17 protein-coding genes are annotated in these 16,750 nt (G+C 63.1%); 5 read left to right on the top strand and 12 right to left on the bottom strand.

Annotation, left to right across the window (positions count from 1 at the left end):
• Position 1: 1 nt before the first annotated feature.
• The 9 genes from B0E55_RS22320 to rimP form a co-directional block, all read right to left on the bottom strand.
• On the bottom strand, positions 2-925 hold the full coding sequence (locus tag B0E55_RS22320; protein ID WP_003942180.1) for a metallophosphoesterase family protein: 924 nt from the start codon (positions 923-925) through the stop codon (positions 2-4).
• Entirely contained in the window at positions 910-2,313 is a 1,404-nt protein-coding gene (locus B0E55_RS22315; RefSeq protein ID WP_241896121.1) for an MATE family efflux transporter, read from the bottom strand. The genes B0E55_RS22320 and B0E55_RS22315 overlap by 16 nt, the downstream gene beginning before the upstream one ends.
• Before the next feature lie 10 nt (positions 2,314-2,323).
• On the bottom strand, positions 2,324-3,316 hold the full coding sequence (locus B0E55_RS22310; protein ID WP_080910482.1) for a DHH family phosphoesterase: 993 nt from the start codon (positions 3,314-3,316) through the stop codon (positions 2,324-2,326).
• Between the two features lie 12 nt (positions 3,317-3,328).
• Positions 3,329-3,808: a 30S ribosome-binding factor RbfA gene (gene rbfA, locus B0E55_RS22305; RefSeq protein ID WP_003942248.1), complete on the bottom strand. Its 480-nt coding sequence runs from the start codon at positions 3,806-3,808 to the stop codon at positions 3,329-3,331.
• 276 nt (positions 3,809-4,084) lie between these two features.
• Complete coding sequence (locus B0E55_RS22300) at positions 4,085-4,375, bottom strand: DUF503 domain-containing protein (protein WP_003942205.1); 291 nt, start codon at positions 4,373-4,375, stop codon at positions 4,085-4,087.
• A gap of 113 nt (positions 4,376-4,488) precedes the next feature.
• Positions 4,489-7,425, bottom strand: a complete 2,937-nt coding sequence (gene infB, locus B0E55_RS22295; RefSeq protein ID WP_019748064.1) for a translation initiation factor IF-2 — start codon at positions 7,423-7,425, stop codon at positions 4,489-4,491.
• A gap of 108 nt (positions 7,426-7,533) precedes the next feature.
• On the bottom strand, positions 7,534-7,884 hold the full coding sequence (locus B0E55_RS22290; RefSeq protein ID WP_019748063.1) for a YlxR family protein: 351 nt from the start codon (positions 7,882-7,884) through the stop codon (positions 7,534-7,536).
• A gap of 44 nt (positions 7,885-7,928) precedes the next feature.
• A complete protein-coding gene (gene nusA / locus B0E55_RS22285; RefSeq protein WP_003942738.1) occupies positions 7,929-8,960 on the bottom strand; it encodes a transcription termination factor NusA in 1,032 nt (343 codons plus the stop codon).
• On the bottom strand, positions 8,957-9,577 hold the full coding sequence (gene rimP / locus B0E55_RS22280) for a ribosome maturation factor RimP (RefSeq protein ID WP_019748062.1): 621 nt from the start codon (positions 9,575-9,577) through the stop codon (positions 8,957-8,959). The genes nusA and rimP overlap by 4 nt, the downstream gene beginning before the upstream one ends.
• Before the next feature lie 271 nt (positions 9,578-9,848).
• Here rimP and B0E55_RS22275 point away from each other — a divergent pair, with 271 nt between their 5' ends.
• Together B0E55_RS22275 and B0E55_RS22270 are read left to right on the top strand one after the other, a co-directional pair.
• On the top strand, positions 9,849-10,298 hold the full coding sequence (locus B0E55_RS22275; protein WP_080910526.1) for a hypothetical protein: 450 nt from the start codon (positions 9,849-9,851) through the stop codon (positions 10,296-10,298).
• Entirely contained in the window at positions 10,295-10,750 is a 456-nt protein-coding gene (locus tag B0E55_RS22270) for a ferritin-like domain-containing protein (RefSeq protein WP_020907435.1), read from the top strand. Before B0E55_RS22275 ends, B0E55_RS22270 begins: the two co-directional genes overlap by 4 nt.
• Before the next feature lie 55 nt (positions 10,751-10,805).
• Here B0E55_RS22270 and B0E55_RS22265 read toward each other — a convergent pair whose 3' ends face one another.
• Entirely contained in the window at positions 10,806-12,230 is a 1,425-nt protein-coding gene (locus B0E55_RS22265; RefSeq protein WP_020969398.1) for an MFS transporter, read from the bottom strand.
• Between the two features lie 84 nt (positions 12,231-12,314).
• Here B0E55_RS22265 and B0E55_RS22260 point away from each other — a divergent pair, with 84 nt between their 5' ends.
• From B0E55_RS22260 to B0E55_RS22250, 3 genes are all read left to right on the top strand, one after another.
• Positions 12,315-12,950 (top strand): TetR/AcrR family transcriptional regulator, encoded by a 636-nt coding sequence (locus tag B0E55_RS22260; protein WP_021333000.1) that lies wholly within the window; start codon positions 12,315-12,317, stop codon positions 12,948-12,950.
• A 93-nt stretch (positions 12,951-13,043) separates the two neighbouring features.
• Positions 13,044-13,541 (top strand): nuclear transport factor 2 family protein, encoded by a 498-nt coding sequence (locus B0E55_RS22255; RefSeq protein ID WP_046378422.1) that lies wholly within the window; start codon positions 13,044-13,046, stop codon positions 13,539-13,541.
• The gene (locus B0E55_RS22250; protein WP_070386732.1) at positions 13,538-14,377 is read left to right on the top strand and encodes an SDR family NAD(P)-dependent oxidoreductase; all 840 of its coding nucleotides are present in this window, start codon (positions 13,538-13,540) and stop codon (positions 14,375-14,377) included. Before B0E55_RS22255 ends, B0E55_RS22250 begins: the two co-directional genes overlap by 4 nt.
• On the opposite strand, the gene B0E55_RS22245 is transcribed toward B0E55_RS22250, so the two are convergent.
• Both B0E55_RS22245 and B0E55_RS22240 read right to left on the bottom strand, forming a co-directional pair.
• Positions 14,339-15,295, bottom strand: coding sequence for a DMT family transporter (locus B0E55_RS22245; RefSeq protein WP_029255176.1), 957 nt, complete (start codon positions 15,293-15,295; stop codon positions 14,339-14,341). The two genes, B0E55_RS22250 and B0E55_RS22245, sit on opposite strands and share 39 nt — an antisense overlap.
• Before the next feature lie 91 nt (positions 15,296-15,386).
• Positions 15,387-16,682 carry an MFS transporter gene (locus B0E55_RS22240; protein WP_070796284.1) on the bottom strand — a complete coding sequence of 432 codons (1,296 nt, stop codon included), beginning with the start codon at positions 16,680-16,682 and terminating at the stop codon, positions 15,387-15,389.
• Positions 16,683-16,750: the final 68 nt, after the last annotated feature.

The raw sequence follows: 16,750 nt of genomic DNA, 5'->3' as shown, positions 1-16,750 counted from the left end.
CTCAGCGTCCGGCGCGCATGCGCTCGACTTCGGCTTCCTGCTCCGGCGTGACCTTGAAGTGGCCACCCCACTTGTTGAGCGTTCCCGGCGGGTACTCCGGAACGGGAAGAATCTGACGCAACAACTTCTCCGGCAGTCCACGCCGACGCCATTCGCGCGGGTATCCGAGTGAGACTTCCTCGAAGCGGACGCCGTCGTAGTACGTGGTTCGAGGAATGTGCAGGTGCCCGTACACCGAGCACACCGCGTTGTACTTCACATGCCAGTCGGCGGTCGCGGTGGTTCCGCACCACAACGCGAACTCCGGATACATGAGCACGTCCGTCGGCTGCCGGACCATCGGGAAATGGTTCACCAGAACGGTTTTTGTGCCTTCGGGGAGCGCGTCCAACCGTGCCTGGGTGTATTCGATTCTCGCCCGGCACCACGCGTCGCGCGTTGCATACGGCTGCGGCGAGAGCAGGAACTCGTCGGTGGCGACGACGTTCTTGTCCCGCGCGATCTCGAGTCCGTGTTCCTTGTCTCGCGCGCCTTCCGGCAGGAAGGAGTAGTCGTAGAGAAGGAACATCGGGACGACCGTGACCGGGCCCTCGTCTCCCTCCCACACCGGGAACGGGTCCTCGGGCGTGATGACGTCAAGTTCGCGGCACATGTTGACCAGGTACTCGTACCGCGGCGCTCCGTGAATCTGAACCGGATCCTTGGCGGTCGTCCACAGTTCGTGGTTGCCCGGAATCCAAATGACCTTTGCGAATCGGCTGCGAAGGAGCTTCAACGCCCACCGAATGTCGTCAGTTTTCTCGGAAACATCTCCGGCGAGAATGAGCCAGTCGTCAGGCGAATCCGGGAACAGTTCCTCCGTCATCGGCTTGTTGCCGTTGTGACCGACATGAATGTCGCTCACCGCCATCAGCTTTGCTGCCACGATCCCTCTGCTTCCTCAGTTGAACTTCCGCGCTTCGCCGTCGCCGGACCTGTCACTGCCCACTTGCCGGAAAACGCTCGCCACGACACCGCGACCATCCGAAGTACTACGAACACGGTAAGCCCTGCCCAAATTCCGGCCAGCCCCCAGTCGTAGGCGAGGGAGAGCCAGATCGCGGGCAGAAATCCGAGAACTGCGCAGAGCATGGTCGCGTTGCGCAGAAACACCACGTCCCCGGCGCCGAGCAGAACACCATCGAGTGCAAACACGATTCCCGCTACCGGCATGATCGCGACGAAGAACCACCAGGCGATCGACATTTGACCGAGGACCTCGGCGTCGGACGTGAAAAGTCCGGGGATCACGGAGTGGCCCGCGGCGAAGAAGATCGCGAGTACCACGGCAAATACCGTCGACCAGGCAGTGATCCGCCAGGTCATCCTCTTCGCGGCGGCTGCGAATCCACCGCCGAGGGCAGCTCCGATGAGCGTTTGGGCGGCGATCGCCAAGGAATCGAGAAGGAGCGAAACCAGGTTCCACAGTTGGAGGACAACTTGGTGTGCACCGACTACGGCTGCACCGAACCTCGACGCCACCGCGGCCGCCGAGACGAAACACGCTTGGAATGCGAGGCTGCGCAGGATCAGGTCACGGCCCATCAGCATCTGCGCCCGCATGATTGCAAGATGCGGTCGAGCCGAGACCGGTTCACGAAAGAGTGCCCAAGCGAACAGGACACCCGAAACGCTCTGGCCGACCAGATTCGCGACAGCTGATCCTTCGAGTTCCATCCGGGGAGCACCGAGCAAACCGTGCACGAGAATCGGGCACAACACCGCTGAAATACCCAGGCCGACAAGGACGAACCGAAGCGGTCGCACCGTGTTCTGAACCCCGCGCATCCAGCCGTTGCCGGCCAGAGCCACCAGGATGAGTGGAACACCCAATACCGCTATCCGAAGCCAACTTTCCGCAGCCGCCGCAATGTCGGGAGTCCCGGCCACCGCCGAAGTCAGCGGGCCCGCGATCACCTGCACGATCACTACCAAGGCCAAGCCGATCGCGGCCGCCAGCCAGGTCGCCTGAACACCCTCGCCCACCGCGTCGCGCTCGCGGCCCGCCCCGTGCAGCCGTGCGGCGCGCGCCGTCGTGCCGTACGACAAGAAGGTCAGCTGCGTACTCACCAACGACAGGATCAGACCACCGACTGCCAATCCGGCCAGCGGAAGCGCCCCGAGTCGGCCGACCACGGCGATGTCGAACAACAGATAGAGGGGTTCGGCCGCCAGTACCCCGAGTGCCGGAAACGCCAGGGAAAAGATTCGACGCCCAGTGACGTCGAAATCAGCTGCCGAAGATCCCGCCGAGGCGGCGTCAGATTCGCTCAATGCCGCGGATTCAGCCGAGTGCCGCGACGAGCGCGACAACAATCTCGTCGCTGGAAGTGGTCGACGTATATCCGGCCGACAGCCGGTGCCCGCCGCCACCAAGACTTTCAGCGACCGCCGACACGTCGATCGCCGACTTTGCACGCAACGAGATCGACCAGCTTCCGGAAACCGACTCTTTGAGTACTGCGGCAACTTCGGCTTCCGAAGTAGTTCGCACGATATCGACGACGCTCTCGATCTCCTCGGAGCGAAGATCGCCGATGTCACTGCGTCGGATCACCGCGTACACCAGCCCACGGCCGTCCGCGGCTTCCGGGACCAGCACCGCGGACCCGAGTACCGAAGCCAGCATCGGCAACCACCCGAACGGATGGGTGTCGAGCAGCTTTCGCGCAATCGCGTCGCCGTCGATGCCGGTCGCCAGCAAACGCGCCGCGAGCACGTGCGGAAGCGGACCTCCCCACCGGAAGGAACCGGTGTCGGTGACCAGTCCGGCATAGAGACAGTGCGCGATATCGCGATCGATCGCGACTCCCCACGCATCGAAGAATCGTGCGATGAGCGCCGTCGTCGAAGCCGCGGTTTCGTCGACGACGTTGATGGTTCCGAATTCGGAATTGGAGCGATGGTGATCAAGGACGATTGTGCGATGCGCGCCGGCGAGTCGACTCGCCAACTCACCGAGGCGGCCCTCGCTGCCGACATCCACGGTCACCAGAACATCGACGCTTTCCCGAACATCGGCGGGCGCCGTGAGCAAGTGAACACCAGGGAAATCACACATCGACTCGGGCAGCGCCGACGGCCGACTGAACGCGACCTGCACCGAAATGCCCCGACGCTCGAGAACGAGACCGAGCGCAAGTCCGCTGCCGATCGTGTCCGCATCCGGCTGCACATGGCAGAGAATTGTCACCGTGTGCGCCGATTCGAGAACCTCGGCCACCTGAGCGAACTTCGCCTCGCAGGGGTCGACGTCCGAAAGTGCGGTGATCGTCATTCTCGGTGCGCGTCAGTCGGCTTCACGAACATCTGGCGACGCCTCGTCTTCGTCCGAAGCCACTCGCGGCTCCTTGTACGGATCTGCATCTCCGGCCGGCTGTGCATTCTCACGCGCCTTGGCGACCTCGTCGTCGGCGGCCTTGGCACGGGCCAGCAGTTCTTCCATATGACGCGCGGTGTCGGGAACGGTATCGGCGACAAACGTCAGAGTCGGTGTGAAGCGAACGCCAGTTCCGGCACCGACCTTCGAGCGGAGAACACCCTTGGCCTTCTCGAGTCCTGCGGCGGCGGCTTCCACATCGGGTGCGGAATCGACCTTCTCGCCCATGACTGTGTAGTACACCGTCGCGTCGTGCAGATCGTTGGTGACCTTGGTGTCCGTGATGGTCACGAATGCGAGTCGCGGATCCTTGATCTCGTGATCGATCGCGGTCGCGACGATGGTTCCGATACGCTTTGCCAACTTGCGTGCCCGGGCTGGATCTACCATGACTGTCAGTCTCCTCTACCTGGCCACTCGAATCGAGGTGACTCGATCGATCAAAGTTCTGGTTAACAAGAATTATTACCGACAACAGTCTCGTCCATCGGCTACCCGGCAACCAAATCACCATCGGTAGAGGTCTTCGGCCACAAGCCACCGTGCACATCGAGCGTGAGTACAGACACCGTCACACTTGGTCCCCTGGACGCCGAATCCCTTGCCGACCAACTCGATTCGGTACGCCGTCTGGATGCCTGGCTCACCGACACACACCAGTGACACTCAGTCTTCCGGGCCGAAGATTCGCCTTCGCACAGCCAGCAACTGAATCTCCGGACGCTCGGCGACCGCTCGCTCACAATGATCGAGAACATCGTGCAGATGATCGACGGACGAACTGACCACACCGACGCCCACGAGCGCACGACGCAGGCGTCCCTGCTCCCCCGCCTCCGCTGCACTCACGCCGAATCGACGGAGTTCCGTCAGGATCGGCGACAGCATCGAACGCTTTTCCTTGAGTGAGTGGACATCGCCGAAAAGAATGTCGAACTCCAGTGCCCCTACAAACATTTTCCCCCTAGACAGAGCCGAATGGACTCTTCCGGACTTGTATGTTCAAGTCCGGAAGAGTCCATGTCAGCTAGTACTCACGTGCGTCCGCCCCAACGCCCGTGTCGACATAATCAGTCGCGCGGCTTCTCGCGAAGCTCGTAGCACTCGAGAACGTCACCGATCTTGATATCGGAATAGGTGACGGTCAAACCACATTCGTAGCCTTCGCGAACCTCGGTAGCGTCTTCCTTCTCCCGCTTGAGCGAGGAGATGGTGACCGTCTCGGCGATGACCTTGCTGTCGCGGATGAGACGTGCCTTGGCGTTGCGACGGATGCTGCCCGACGTGACCAAGCAACCGGCAATGTTGCCGATCTTGGACGAACGGAACATGGCACGGATCTCTGCCTTGCCCAGCTCGACCTCTTCATACACCGGCTTGAGCAGACCCTTGAGTGCCTTTTCGACCTCGTCGATGGCCTGGTAGATCACCGAGTAGTAGCGAATGTCGACGCCCTCGCGGTTCGCCAGCTCCGTTGCCTTGCCTTCGGCGCGGACGTTGAAGCCGATGATGATCGCGTTGGACGCAGCAGCCAGGTTGACGTTGGTCTCCGTGATGCCACCGACACCGCGGTCGATGACGCGCAACTGCACCTCGTCGTCGATCGGAATTCCGAGGAGAGCCTCTTCGAGGGCCTCCACGGTTCCCGAGTTGTCACCCTTGAGGATCAAGTTCAGCTGTGAATGTTCCTTCAGAGCTGCATCGAGATCGTCGAGGCTGATGCGCTTACGACTCTTCGCTGCAAGCGCGTTGCGCTTACGTGCGTTGCGACGGTCCGCGATCTGGCGAGCGATACGGTCCTCGTCGACCACGAGCAGGTTGTCACCTGCACCGGGGACCGATGTGAAGCCGATGACCTGGACCGGACGTGAAGGCAGAGCCTCGTGGACGTCCTGACCGTGCTCGTCCACCATGCGGCGGACGCGGCCGTAAGCATCGCCGGCAACGATCGAGTCGCCGACCCGCAGCGTTCCGCGCTGGATGAGCACGGTAGCGACGGGGCCGCGGCCACGGTCGAGGTGCGCCTCGATGGCAACACCCTGAGCATCCATGTCCGGGTTGGCGCGCAGATCCAGGGAAGCGTCCGCCGTCAACAGCACTGCTTCGAGCAGTGCGTCGATGTTGAGACCCTGCTTCGCCGAGATGTCGACGAACATGGTGTCTCCGCCGTATTCCTCGGCCACCAGTCCGTACTCGGTGAGCTGCTGCCGGATCTTGTCCGGGTTCGCGCCTTCCTTGTCGATCTTGTTCACCGCGACCACGATCGGCACGTCGGCCGCCTGGGCGTGGTTGATCGCTTCCACCGTCTGCGGCATGACGCCGTCGTCGGCTGCGACAACAAGGATCGCGAGGTCGGTGGCCTTGGCACCACGAGCACGCATGGCCGTGAAGGCCTCGTGACCCGGGGTGTCGATGAACGTCACGAGACGCTCGTTGCCCTCGAGCTCGGTCAGCACCTGGTAGGCACCGATGTGCTGCGTGATGCCGCCGGCTTCGCCCTCACGGACATTCGCCTTACGGATCACGTCGAGCAGACGAGTCTTACCGTGGTCGACGTGGCCCATGACGGTGACCACAGGCGGACGGGACTCGAGGTCCTCTTCTCCGCCGGCGTCCTCGCCGTAGGTGAGGTCGAAGCTGTCGAGCAGCTCGCGGTCCTCGTCCTCCGGGCTGACGACCTGCACGACGTAGTTCATTTCGCCGCCGAGCAGCTCCAGCGTCTCGTCGTTGACCGACTGAGTTGCCGTGACCATCTCACCGAGGTTGAACAACGCCTGCACGAGTGCTGCGGGGTTCGCATCGATCTTGTCCGCGAAGTCCGACAGCGATGCGCCGCGAGCGAGACGGATGGTCTCACCGTTGCCGCGTGGCAGCCTGACGCCGCCGACTGCGGGAGCCTGCATGCTTTCGTACTCGGCGCGCTTCGCCCGCTTCGACTTACGTCCACGGCGAACTGCTCCGCCGGGACGACCGAATGCACCTGCCGCTGCGCCGCGCTGACCGGGACGGCCACCGCCGCCGGGACGACCGCGGAATCCACCGGCCGGAGCTGCTCCACCGGGAGCACCTGCACCAGCACCGGCGCCGGGAGCGCCGCCGCCGCGGTATCCACCGCCGCCGCCGCCCGGACGACCACCGGGAGCGCCACCGGGACGACCCGGACGTCCGCCGCCACCGGGCGCGGGACGAGCGGAACGAGCAGGCATTGCACCCGGGTTCGGGCGAGGAGGCATGGAGCCGGGGCTGGGACGGGGTCCGCCCTGACCTGCAGGCGGACGAGGTCCACCCTGGCCGGGAGCCGGACGGGGACCGCCCTGACCCGGAGCCGGACGAGGTCCACCCTGGCCGGGAGCCGGACGGGGACCGCCCTGACCCGGAGCCGGACGAGAACCGCCCTGGCCTGCACCCGGACGCGGTGCGCCGGGAGCCGGACGAGGTGCCGGACGCTCGGCGGGTGCCGAGGAGTACGGGTTGTTACCGACGCGAGGTGCCTTCGGTCCCGGACGCGGTCCGCCGGGCTTTGCGCCGGTGGACGGTGCCGCCGGAGCCGCGGGGGCTGCCGGTGCCGATGCTGCGGGAGCAGCCGGAGCCGGGCGTGCCGGCTTCGGAGCGTTGAACGTCGGGGTGGGGACCGGCGCCGACGGTGCTGCCGGAGCAGCGGCTGCGGGAGCCGCGGGGGCTGCCGGTGCCGGAGCTGCGGGAGCAGCCGGTGCGGGTGCGGCCGGCTTGGGGCCGGGACGCGGGCCACCGGGCTTTGCAGCTGACGGCGACGGTGCGCCGGGCTTGGCCGCGGGGCGAGCCGCCGGAGCGGCTGCGCCGGTCTCGGACTTGGTTTCTGCTCCGCCTGCCGACGGGAATGACTCCCGCAGACGACGGGCGACGGGCGCCTCCACTGTGGATGACGCAGACTTCACGAACTCGCCTTGCTCCTTGAGCGTTGCGAGTAGTTCCTTGCTGGTGACACCGAGTTCTTTAGCCAACTCGTGCACGCGGGCCTTGCCTGCCACTGCTCTCCTCACTGATGAGGTCGAGCAGGAGGCATCCCACAGATGTGGGTCCCGCACGACCTCGGGTTATCGCCGATGGACGTTCATCGTTGGTGCTTCACGGTGTGCTCATGAGTGCTTGTGCCTGTTCTTCTCGAGAGGTACTGCTTTTGTGTGAACTGCGTCGACCAGCTGGTCGACAGCGGACGTGTCCAGATTTCCGGACACTCGCAGTGCTCTGCTGAATGCTCGGCGCCGCTCTGCCAGGCTCAGACAACTCGGATCCAGGTGCAGCCATGCACCTCGACCGGGGAGTCTTCGCGATACGTCGGGGACGAGCGGGGAACCCTCCGGCCCCTGCTCACCAACCACGACCCTCAACAGATCGACAGCCGACCCTTGTTCCCTGCACCCCACACACGTTCTGACCGGCGAACCGGGTTTCACGCGCGCAGAATCCGAGGACTCACGTCGAACCATTGTCCACTCTACCGCCGAACCGTCTCGATCACTGCATTCCACCGTTATCCGTTGGACGTGGCGGGCCGGTCGGACGCGTCGCCAACGGGTGCCGCATCGCTCCGAATGTCGATACGCCAACCCGTCAACCGTGCAGCCAGGCGGGCATTTTGACCCTCTTTTCCGATGGCCAACGAAAGCTGGAAATCGGGCACGATGACACGGGCCGCACGAGCCTCGGGATCGACGACAGTGACGGAGACCACTTTCGACGGGGAAAGTGCGTTGCCCACAAACGTTGCGGGATCTTCGTCGAAGTCGATGATGTCGATCTTCTCCCCCGCAAGTTCGCTCATGACGTTGCGTACGCGCTGACCCATCGGGCCGATGCATGCACCCTTTGCGTTCAGCCCCTGCACGCGTGAGGCAACGGCGATCTTGGAACGGTGTCCCGCTTCGCGCGCGACGTTGATGATCTCGACGCTGCCGTCCGCGATCTCCGGAACCTCGAGTGCGAACAACTTGCGAACCAGGTTCGGATGGGTCCGCGAGAGGGTGATCTGGGGGCCACGGGCGCCGCGAGCAACCCCGACGACGTAGCACTTGATGCGCTCGCCGTGTTCGTAGTTCTCGCCGGGAACCTGTTCTGCGGGCGGCAACAATCCTTCGGCGCCATTGGATTCGCTGCCGATTCGAACGACGACCATCCCGCGAGAGTTTGCACGCGTGTCGCGCTGAATGACACCGCCGACGATTTCGCCCTCATGGGTGGAGAACTCACCGAAACTGCGCTCGTGCTCGGCGTCGCGCAAACGCTGCAGGATGACCTGGCGTGCGGTGGTCGCCGCGATTCGACCGAATCCTTCGGGAGTGTCGTCCCACTCCTCGCCGATCATGTTGCCGTCGGCATCGGTGTCGTGTGCCATCACTCGCACCGAACCGGTCTTGATGTTGACATCGATCCGAGCGTTCTGCTTGTGCCCCTCGGTGTGGCGGTACGCCGTCAGCAGCGCGGTCTGGATCGTGGCGATCACAGTTTCGATCGAAACGCCCTTTTCGGCTTCGATCGCTCGCAACGCTGCAATGTCGATATTCACTTGTCGAACCCTTCTTCGTTTTCTACGTCTTCTAATTCTGCTTCGTCGTCTTCGACACTGTCCACGCCCGAGTCATCGGTGAGGTCAACCGCATCCGAGGGAACTGCGCGCCCCTCCGGGATGCCGCCCGCGAGTTCCAACTCCGCCTCACTGGGCTTCGAGAACTCCACCTGAACTACGGCCTTCTGAACGTCGCCCAGTGCAATCTCTCGCACGGTCAGTCCGCCACGGCCTCCGATGACAACCGCCACGGAAGCGTCGTTCAACGTTCCGATACGGCCGACCACGGTCTCGCCGGCCAGATCGATACGCGCTTTGCGTCCACGAGCTCGACGCCAGTGACGCTCGAGCGTCAGTGGGCGATCGATTCCCGGGGAGGTCACCTCGAGGGTGTACGGCGTTTCACCGATTTCCTCGAGGCTGTCGAAAAGTTCCGAAACGAGTCTGCTGATCTCTGCGGCGGCATCGAGTTCGATCCCGGCATCGCTGTCGACCATGATGCGCACCGCGCTGTGCTTGCCCGCACTGGTCACGACAACGTCTTCGACGTCGTAACCCTGGGCGTGCACGAGTTCGGAGATCAGCTCGATCACCCTCTCCCTGGATGGCACCGGCATCTCGCGAACTCCTCATTTCAGTTGTCGTCGATTGTCCGACTTGTGTCGACTGTCGACGTGGGCGGCTGCGAGCATGAAAAGACACCAGGTGCCTCATGCTGCAAGCATCCAAGAGTACCGCTCATTGCGCGTCTCCGTGACCAGAGTGCCCGACGCACGTCACACTTGAACACGTGCCGCGGATTCGAACGATCGGCCGACCACCTGGCACGATGGACTGGTGCTGACGCCCATGACTACTACCCCACTCTCCCGGCGGAGTGCGCTCAAGATGACGGGAACCGCAGCAGCGTTGGGCGCTGCAGCCTTCTCGTTGTCCGCCTGCACCGACAACGGCACAGCGGAGGCGGCTGCAGAAGTCGACCAGTTGACGGCCCAGGCCGAGCGAGCTCGCTCCGACGCGGCAGCCGCAACCGCCGCCATCGCTCTTGCGCCGGACAAGTCGGCATCACTGACCACGATCAGCGCCGAACGCACAGCGCATGCCCTCGAACTCGACGCAGAGATTGCGCGAGCAGCGGGCGGCGGCGCTACGACCACTGCGCCCCCGTCGACCTCGGTCGCAAACGCTCCGACGGGCGTTGACACCTTGAAGACCTCGCTGACCGATTCGGCGCGCAGTGCCGCGGATCTCGCTCGCACGATGTCCGGCTATCGCGCGGGCTTGCTCGGTTCGATCAGCGCGTCGTGCTCGACCCAGGTTGCGGTGTTGCTTCCATGATCACTTCGCACACCCGTCGAACCGAGAGTTCTGCCTTGCTGACCGCAATCGAATCAGAGAATGCCGCGATCTTCGCTTACGGAGTGGTTGCCGCGTTTTCGAATCCTGCCCGTGTCAACGAAGTTGCCACACATACAGCCGCGCACCGCGCGCGACGTGATGCGCTGGTTGCCCTGTCGACCGACGCGGGCGAGACCCCGCCGACAGCCGCGGCAGCCTACGAGATCCCGTTCCCGGTGACGGACGCCGTTACCGCGGCACAACTGGCAGCACAGATCGAATCCGACACCGCCGTGACCTACCGGGCATTCGTCGAACAGGTCGATACCGACCAACTCCGCACGTTCGGAATCGACGGCCTGACCGATGCGGCAATCCGCGGCGCCGGATGGCGGTCCGCGCTGGGAACCGCTCCGGCCACCTCAGCGTTCCCAGGGGACCCGGCTTCGTAAACTGCTGTGCGCCTTTATTAACCGCCGGCGGTTAATAAAGGCGCACAGCAGTGGCTCAGGCCTTGCGATGCGAGGGCACGAACCATGCCGCGACAACCGCAACCAATACGAAGCAACCGCCGACGCGCAGGGCAGGTGTCAGCGCATCTCCGTAGCCCAGCGGCGTGAGCGCGCCACCAGCGGCAAGGAAGACTGCGGTAAGAACCGCGATTCCCAGTGCAACACCGATCTCGCGAAGCGTCGAGTTGGTCGAACTGGCCGTTCCGTGATCAGGCTCATCCATGTCGACGAGGACAGCCGTGGAACTCGGCGCGAAGGTCAGGCCCATGCCGATGCCCGCCATCAGTAGAGCCGGAACCAGCGAACCGTACGTCACGTCGGGACCGATCAACGCGGCCAACCAGAACAATGCTCCGGCCTGGAGCAGCAGACCGGTCAGCAGAAGTGAACGGAGCCCGACCTTCGGCGCCAGAAAACCGGCGAGAGGAGCGAAGATCATCGGCGCTGCCGTCCACGGAAGCGTCCGCAGGCCTGCTTGGAACGGGCTGTAGCCCATCACGATCTGGAGGTACTGCGACAGCAGGAACACCGCTCCGAAGATCCCGATCGAGAAGGTCAAGCCGATGACGTTCGCCATCGAGAAGCTGCGTGAACGGAAAAGACGTAGGGGCATGACCGGATGCGACGTCTTCATCTCGCGAAGAACGAACAGTGCCAACGCGACTGCGGAACCGACCAACGACGCAACCACTCCAAGCGATCCCCAGCCGTCGTCGTTGCCGTGAACGATCCCCCACACCGCCAGAAACACACCGAGTCCGGCGAGTGCGACACCGGGAAGGTCGAGAGGTTGTGTGCGACCGGTCGATTCACGCAACGCATACAACGCGAGAGGAACGGCAACGATCGCAACCGGCACGTTGATCCAGAAGATCCCCTGCCACGAGAACCCGTCGACTACCGCTCCACCGACCACGGGACCCATCGCGATTCCCAGTCCGGAGACGCCACCCCAGACACCGATTGCCATGGCGCGCTTGGCTTCCGGTACGGCTGCGACGAGGAGGGTCAGCGAGAGCGGCATGATCGCGGCTGCGCCCGCGCCTTGAAATGCCCGGGCCGCAATCAGCAGGGCGGGAGTTGTCGACAGCGCAGAAGCGATCGATGCAGCCGTGAACAGCCCGATTCCGAACACGAACATCCGGCGGCGTCCCCACCGATCGCCGAGCGTCGTCGCCGAAAGCATCAGCGTCGCAAAGCAGAGCGTGTACGCATTCATGAACCATTGGAGCTGCCCGACGGACGCGTTCAGTTCCTTCTCGATCACCGGCAGCGCGCTCGTCATCACGAGGTTGTCGAGGGTAGCCATGAACATGGGCAGAGAAGCAGCAACCATCGCTATCGCGATCGGAACCTTACGTCCTCCACTGTTTTCCGACCCGGATGCGGCGTCCGATCCGGACTTCGTCAAAACGGTCATCGTGATTCCTCGATGTGAAGGTGCCTTAAGGCATCAATTGATTACTTAAGTCGAAACTAAGCTATCCGGTGATAACGTGTCAATATGTCGATCGGTGCAGCTGAACCACGTACCCGCAGGATGAGCGCACCGGAACGTCGCGCACTGGTCCTTGCCGCGGCAACGCGGGCATTTGCAAAGGGCGGGTACTCCGGCACCAGCACGGACGCCGTCGCCAAGGAAGCCGGCGTCTCGCAGCCCTACGTTGTGCGCATGTTCGGAACCAAGGCAGATTTGTTCCACGCGGTGTTCACGCGAGCGCTCGACGAAATCGTCCGCACCTTCAACGACAAATTGGACACCGTCACAATCGATCCGAGCAATCCGCAGTTCTGGGCCGAACTCGGATCCGCCTACGGCGAGCTGGTTCTCGACCGGGATCTGCTGCTTGTCATGTTGCACGGCTTCGCAACCAGCACAGACGACGTCGCCGCCGTCTCCCGGAACGCCATGTCCGGCATCTACACCTTGCTGCGTGAGCGCACCGGTTGCACGCCCGAGCAAGCACGCTTGTTCATCGCGAACGGCATGCTGATCAACAATCTGCTCGCAATGATGGCACCCGAACACGCCGAAGAAGATCCGGCCCTCGGCGAACTCTGGGGCAGCGTCTTCAGCGACTCGACTGCGATCACTCTCACCGGCGACGAATCCTCGAGCGAAACCGACACCGTTTCCTGACCGGTCACTGGGAAAAACTACACACATGTGACTGAGGACACCCTACAGTCGATCCGACATGTCTCCGGGAAACCCAGACGAAAAGGACCGACGGTGGATCTCGCACAACGCCTCGACGCGCTCGAACAGATCGAGGAAATCAAGAAGCTCAAACATGGCTACTGGCGAGCATGTGACGCCAAGGATCCGGTTCGGTTCCGCAGCAGCTTCATCCGTTCAGGAGCGTCGATCGACTACGGCCGTCTCGGCGCGTTCGACGACGCCGGGCCGATGGCGGACATCTTCGAGAAGATCGCTCTTCGCAAGGTCGACGGCCGGTACGCGGTACTCGACATGCATCACGGATTGCATCCCGACATCACACTGACCTCGGAGACGTCGGCGGTGGGGCGATGGACTCTGCAGTTCCGCCAGGTCGACACTGTCGGACGCACCGAGAAGTTGATGACCGGCGAATACGACGACAAATACGTAATCGAGGACGGTGTGTGGAAAATGAGTCAATGCCACTTCACGGAGACGTGGTCGATCACCACTCCCCTGTCCCCCGACAGTGAAATCGCCGAGGGTTCGTTGGGAGGCCCCCGATGACCACGTCGACAAACGGCAAAGTAGCGCTCGTGACCGGCGCGAGTAGGAGCGTCGGTAAAGGCATTGCACTCGCACTGGGAAGCGACGGCTGGACGGTGTACGTGACGGCGCGAGGAACCGTCGGCGCCGACGGCCCGCTCGATCGCACCGCGGCGGAGATCACCGAGCGCGGCGGTCACGGCATTGCCGTGCAGTGCGATCACGCCGACGATCAAAAGATCGTCGACCTGTTTGCACGCATCGCCGAGGAACAGTCAGGCCGCCTCGATCTTCTGGTCAACAACGTCTGGGCCAACCCGGCGGGCTATGCCGGCTTCGCCGATCCGTTCTGGAAGAGGCCGATCGACGATTGGGATTCGCTGATCGGAATCGGACTGCGCGCCCACTACGTTGCTTCGGTAGAAGCGGCGAAGTTGATGGTCCCCCGGGGCAGTGGAGTGATCGGCAATATCTCGTCATTCGGCACCCGCGGGTACCTGCACTCTGTCCTGTACGGGATGTCAAAGGCAGGTTTGGACAAGATGGCCGCCGACATGGCTGTCGAATTGAAGGGAACCGGCGTCACCGCACTTTCCTTCTGGCTCGGGTTGATCCGCAACGAGCGGATGGAGGCGAGTGGGATCGAGAGCTTCGAAGGCTTCTCACTGGCCGAGGCCGAAACCCCGGAATTCGTCGGCCAAGTCATCACTGCATTGGCCAACGATCCAGAAGTGAACGCGCGCAGCGGTCACACACTGATCACCGCCGAGACGGCCGTCGAGTACGGAATCACCGACGCCAACGGGAAACAACCTGCGTCACACCGCAGTGCCTTCGGTGGCGGCCCGCTTTTCTGAATCATCGGTGGCGGTGGTCGCGTCGCGTGCCGGCACAGCACGCGGCGCTGCCACTCGCGCCTTCAGGGCAAGCCAGGCACACCCGATGACGACGACGCCGCCGGCCACGATCGAGGGTGACAACGCCTCACCGAGTATCAGCGCCGACCAGGCAATGCTGAGTACCGGTTGAACCAACTGTGTTTGGCTCACAGTGGAAATGGGACCGATCGCCAGACCCCGGTACCAGGGAAAGAACCCGAGAAACATACTCACGCATCCCAGGTAGGCAAACGAAAGCCACGAATTCACATCGGCAGAGACCGGAGCCTGGGCCATGGACGCCACCGTCAACGCAATCGTGACCGGCAGTCCGAGAATCAATGCCCAGGCAATCGTCTGCCACGACCCGATCTCGCGGGCCAGCAACGCACCTTCCGAATATGCCAGCGCTGCACACACAACCGCGGCGAACAGAAGAAGATCAGCGAGCTGAAACGAGCCGAGTCCGCCGTTTGCGACGGCCACGAACCCTACGACCGATACCGCGCCGGCGGCGCTTGCCCACCAGAATCCCTTACTGGGACGCTCTTTTCCTCGGACGACGGCAAATACCGCGGTCGCAGCGGGAAGTAGTCCGATCACGACTGCCGCGTGACTCGCCGGCGATGTCTGCAACGCAAACGTGGTGAACAGTGAAAACCCCAGTACCGCGCCAACGGTCACGAGTGCGATGCGAAACCACTGCCGAAGCGTCGGAAGCGTCGCGCGAGTAACCGACAGCATCACAATCGCAAGGGCCCCGGCAACGACGGCGCGGCCCGCGCCGACGAACAGGGGGTCGAGATCCGCGACGGCGACCCTCGTGAGCGGAACGGTGAACGAGAACGCCAGAACACCGAGCAAGCCCCACCACAAACCGGATCGAGACGATGGCATCGGTAGCGGTGCCCGCGACGTGACGATAGCGCTACTCTTCATACTCATATTCAACGATAGCAGTAGCGCGCCAACCTGCGAAACTGGTATTTCAGATGCGAACCCGTGTGCAGGAGATCGAAATTGCACCGAGCAGTCCGACGAGCGCGAAAGCGTAGAAGCCCCACGGCACGGCGTAACCCGCACCCAGGAGAACTCCGCCCAGAATCGGGCCACAGATCGCACCGACCCGGCCGACACCCGCCGACCATCCGAGCGCTGTCGCGCGAATCTGCGGTGGGTGATTGGCGCTCGTGAAGGCGTAGACCAGTACCTGTGCACTGAAAACGAAGCATCCGGCGAGGAAGACCATCACGTAGATTCCGAACGACACCTTCACACTCAGAAGCGCCAGGAACAACGCTGCTCCCGTGAACCACACGATGGCTGCAGTCCGCGGGCCGATCTTGTTCGCGACGCCCCCGGCGATCAACAGCCCGACGACGGCTCCGGCATTGAGGATCAGAAGGAACGTCAACGAGGCTCCGAGGTTGTAACCGGCCTCGCGCATGATCGTCGGAAGCCACGTGTTCAATCCGTAGACGAGCAGCAAGCCCATGAAACTGGTGATCCAGATGGCGATGCTGTTGCGCAGGAACTTCGAAGAGAACAGTGCGCGAACGGGATTGGCGGCTTCGGCGCGCCCAACTTCGGACGTAGGCGCAGCCTCGAGCTCGACACCGTAGCGGGCAGCGATTTCCTCGGCCTCGGCACGCTTTCCGTGAGCGAGAAGGTACGACGGGGATTCCGGCAGATACCGCAACATGAGTGGAATCAGGACGACGGCAGGAAGTGCGCCGACAACGAACATCGCTCGCCAACCGAAAGGTTCGATCACGACGAGCGCCAGCGCGGCGGTGGCAACGGCGCCGACGTGATAGCCGGTCATCAGCATGGTCGACGCAGATCCACCGCCTTGTTTCTTCGAGAATTCGTTGACCAGAGCCAATGCCGTCGGAAGGGCGCCACCCAGTCCCACCCCGGCGAGGAAGCGCAGCAGACCGAAGATGAACGGATTGGGCGCAATTGCGCACAACAGAGTCAGAATCGAGAATGCGGCAACGGCGTACAGCAGCGCGCGGCGTCGACCGATGACGTCAGTGAGAGTGCCGATGACGAGGGCGCCGATGGTCATGCCGATGAGCCCGAAGGTCGAGATCATCGTGATCGTGCCGGTACTCAATCCCCACGCGTCGTAGTCGAGAAGTGAAGGAATGACCGCACCGAGTACGACCAGATCGAATCCGTCCAGAAGCACAGCTATCCAACACAACGGTGCTACCCACATTGCGGCACGCGCCCCAGGCGAACCGGTGATTGAACTCGATTGCGTATGCGGTGCGGTCATCGGATCCTCGACATTCACTGCTTGTGGGCGTTCGCTACCGGTTCAGATCCAGTAGTTCAGATCAAAAT

The sequence above is a fragment of the Rhodococcus sp. 66b genome (genome assembly GCF_002076325.1).
Taxonomy (GTDB): domain Bacteria; phylum Actinomycetota; class Actinomycetes; order Mycobacteriales; family Mycobacteriaceae; genus Rhodococcus_F; species Rhodococcus_F erythropolis.
Note: the sequence above shows the minus strand (reverse complement) of the source record. Positions and strands in the feature narration are given on the sequence as shown.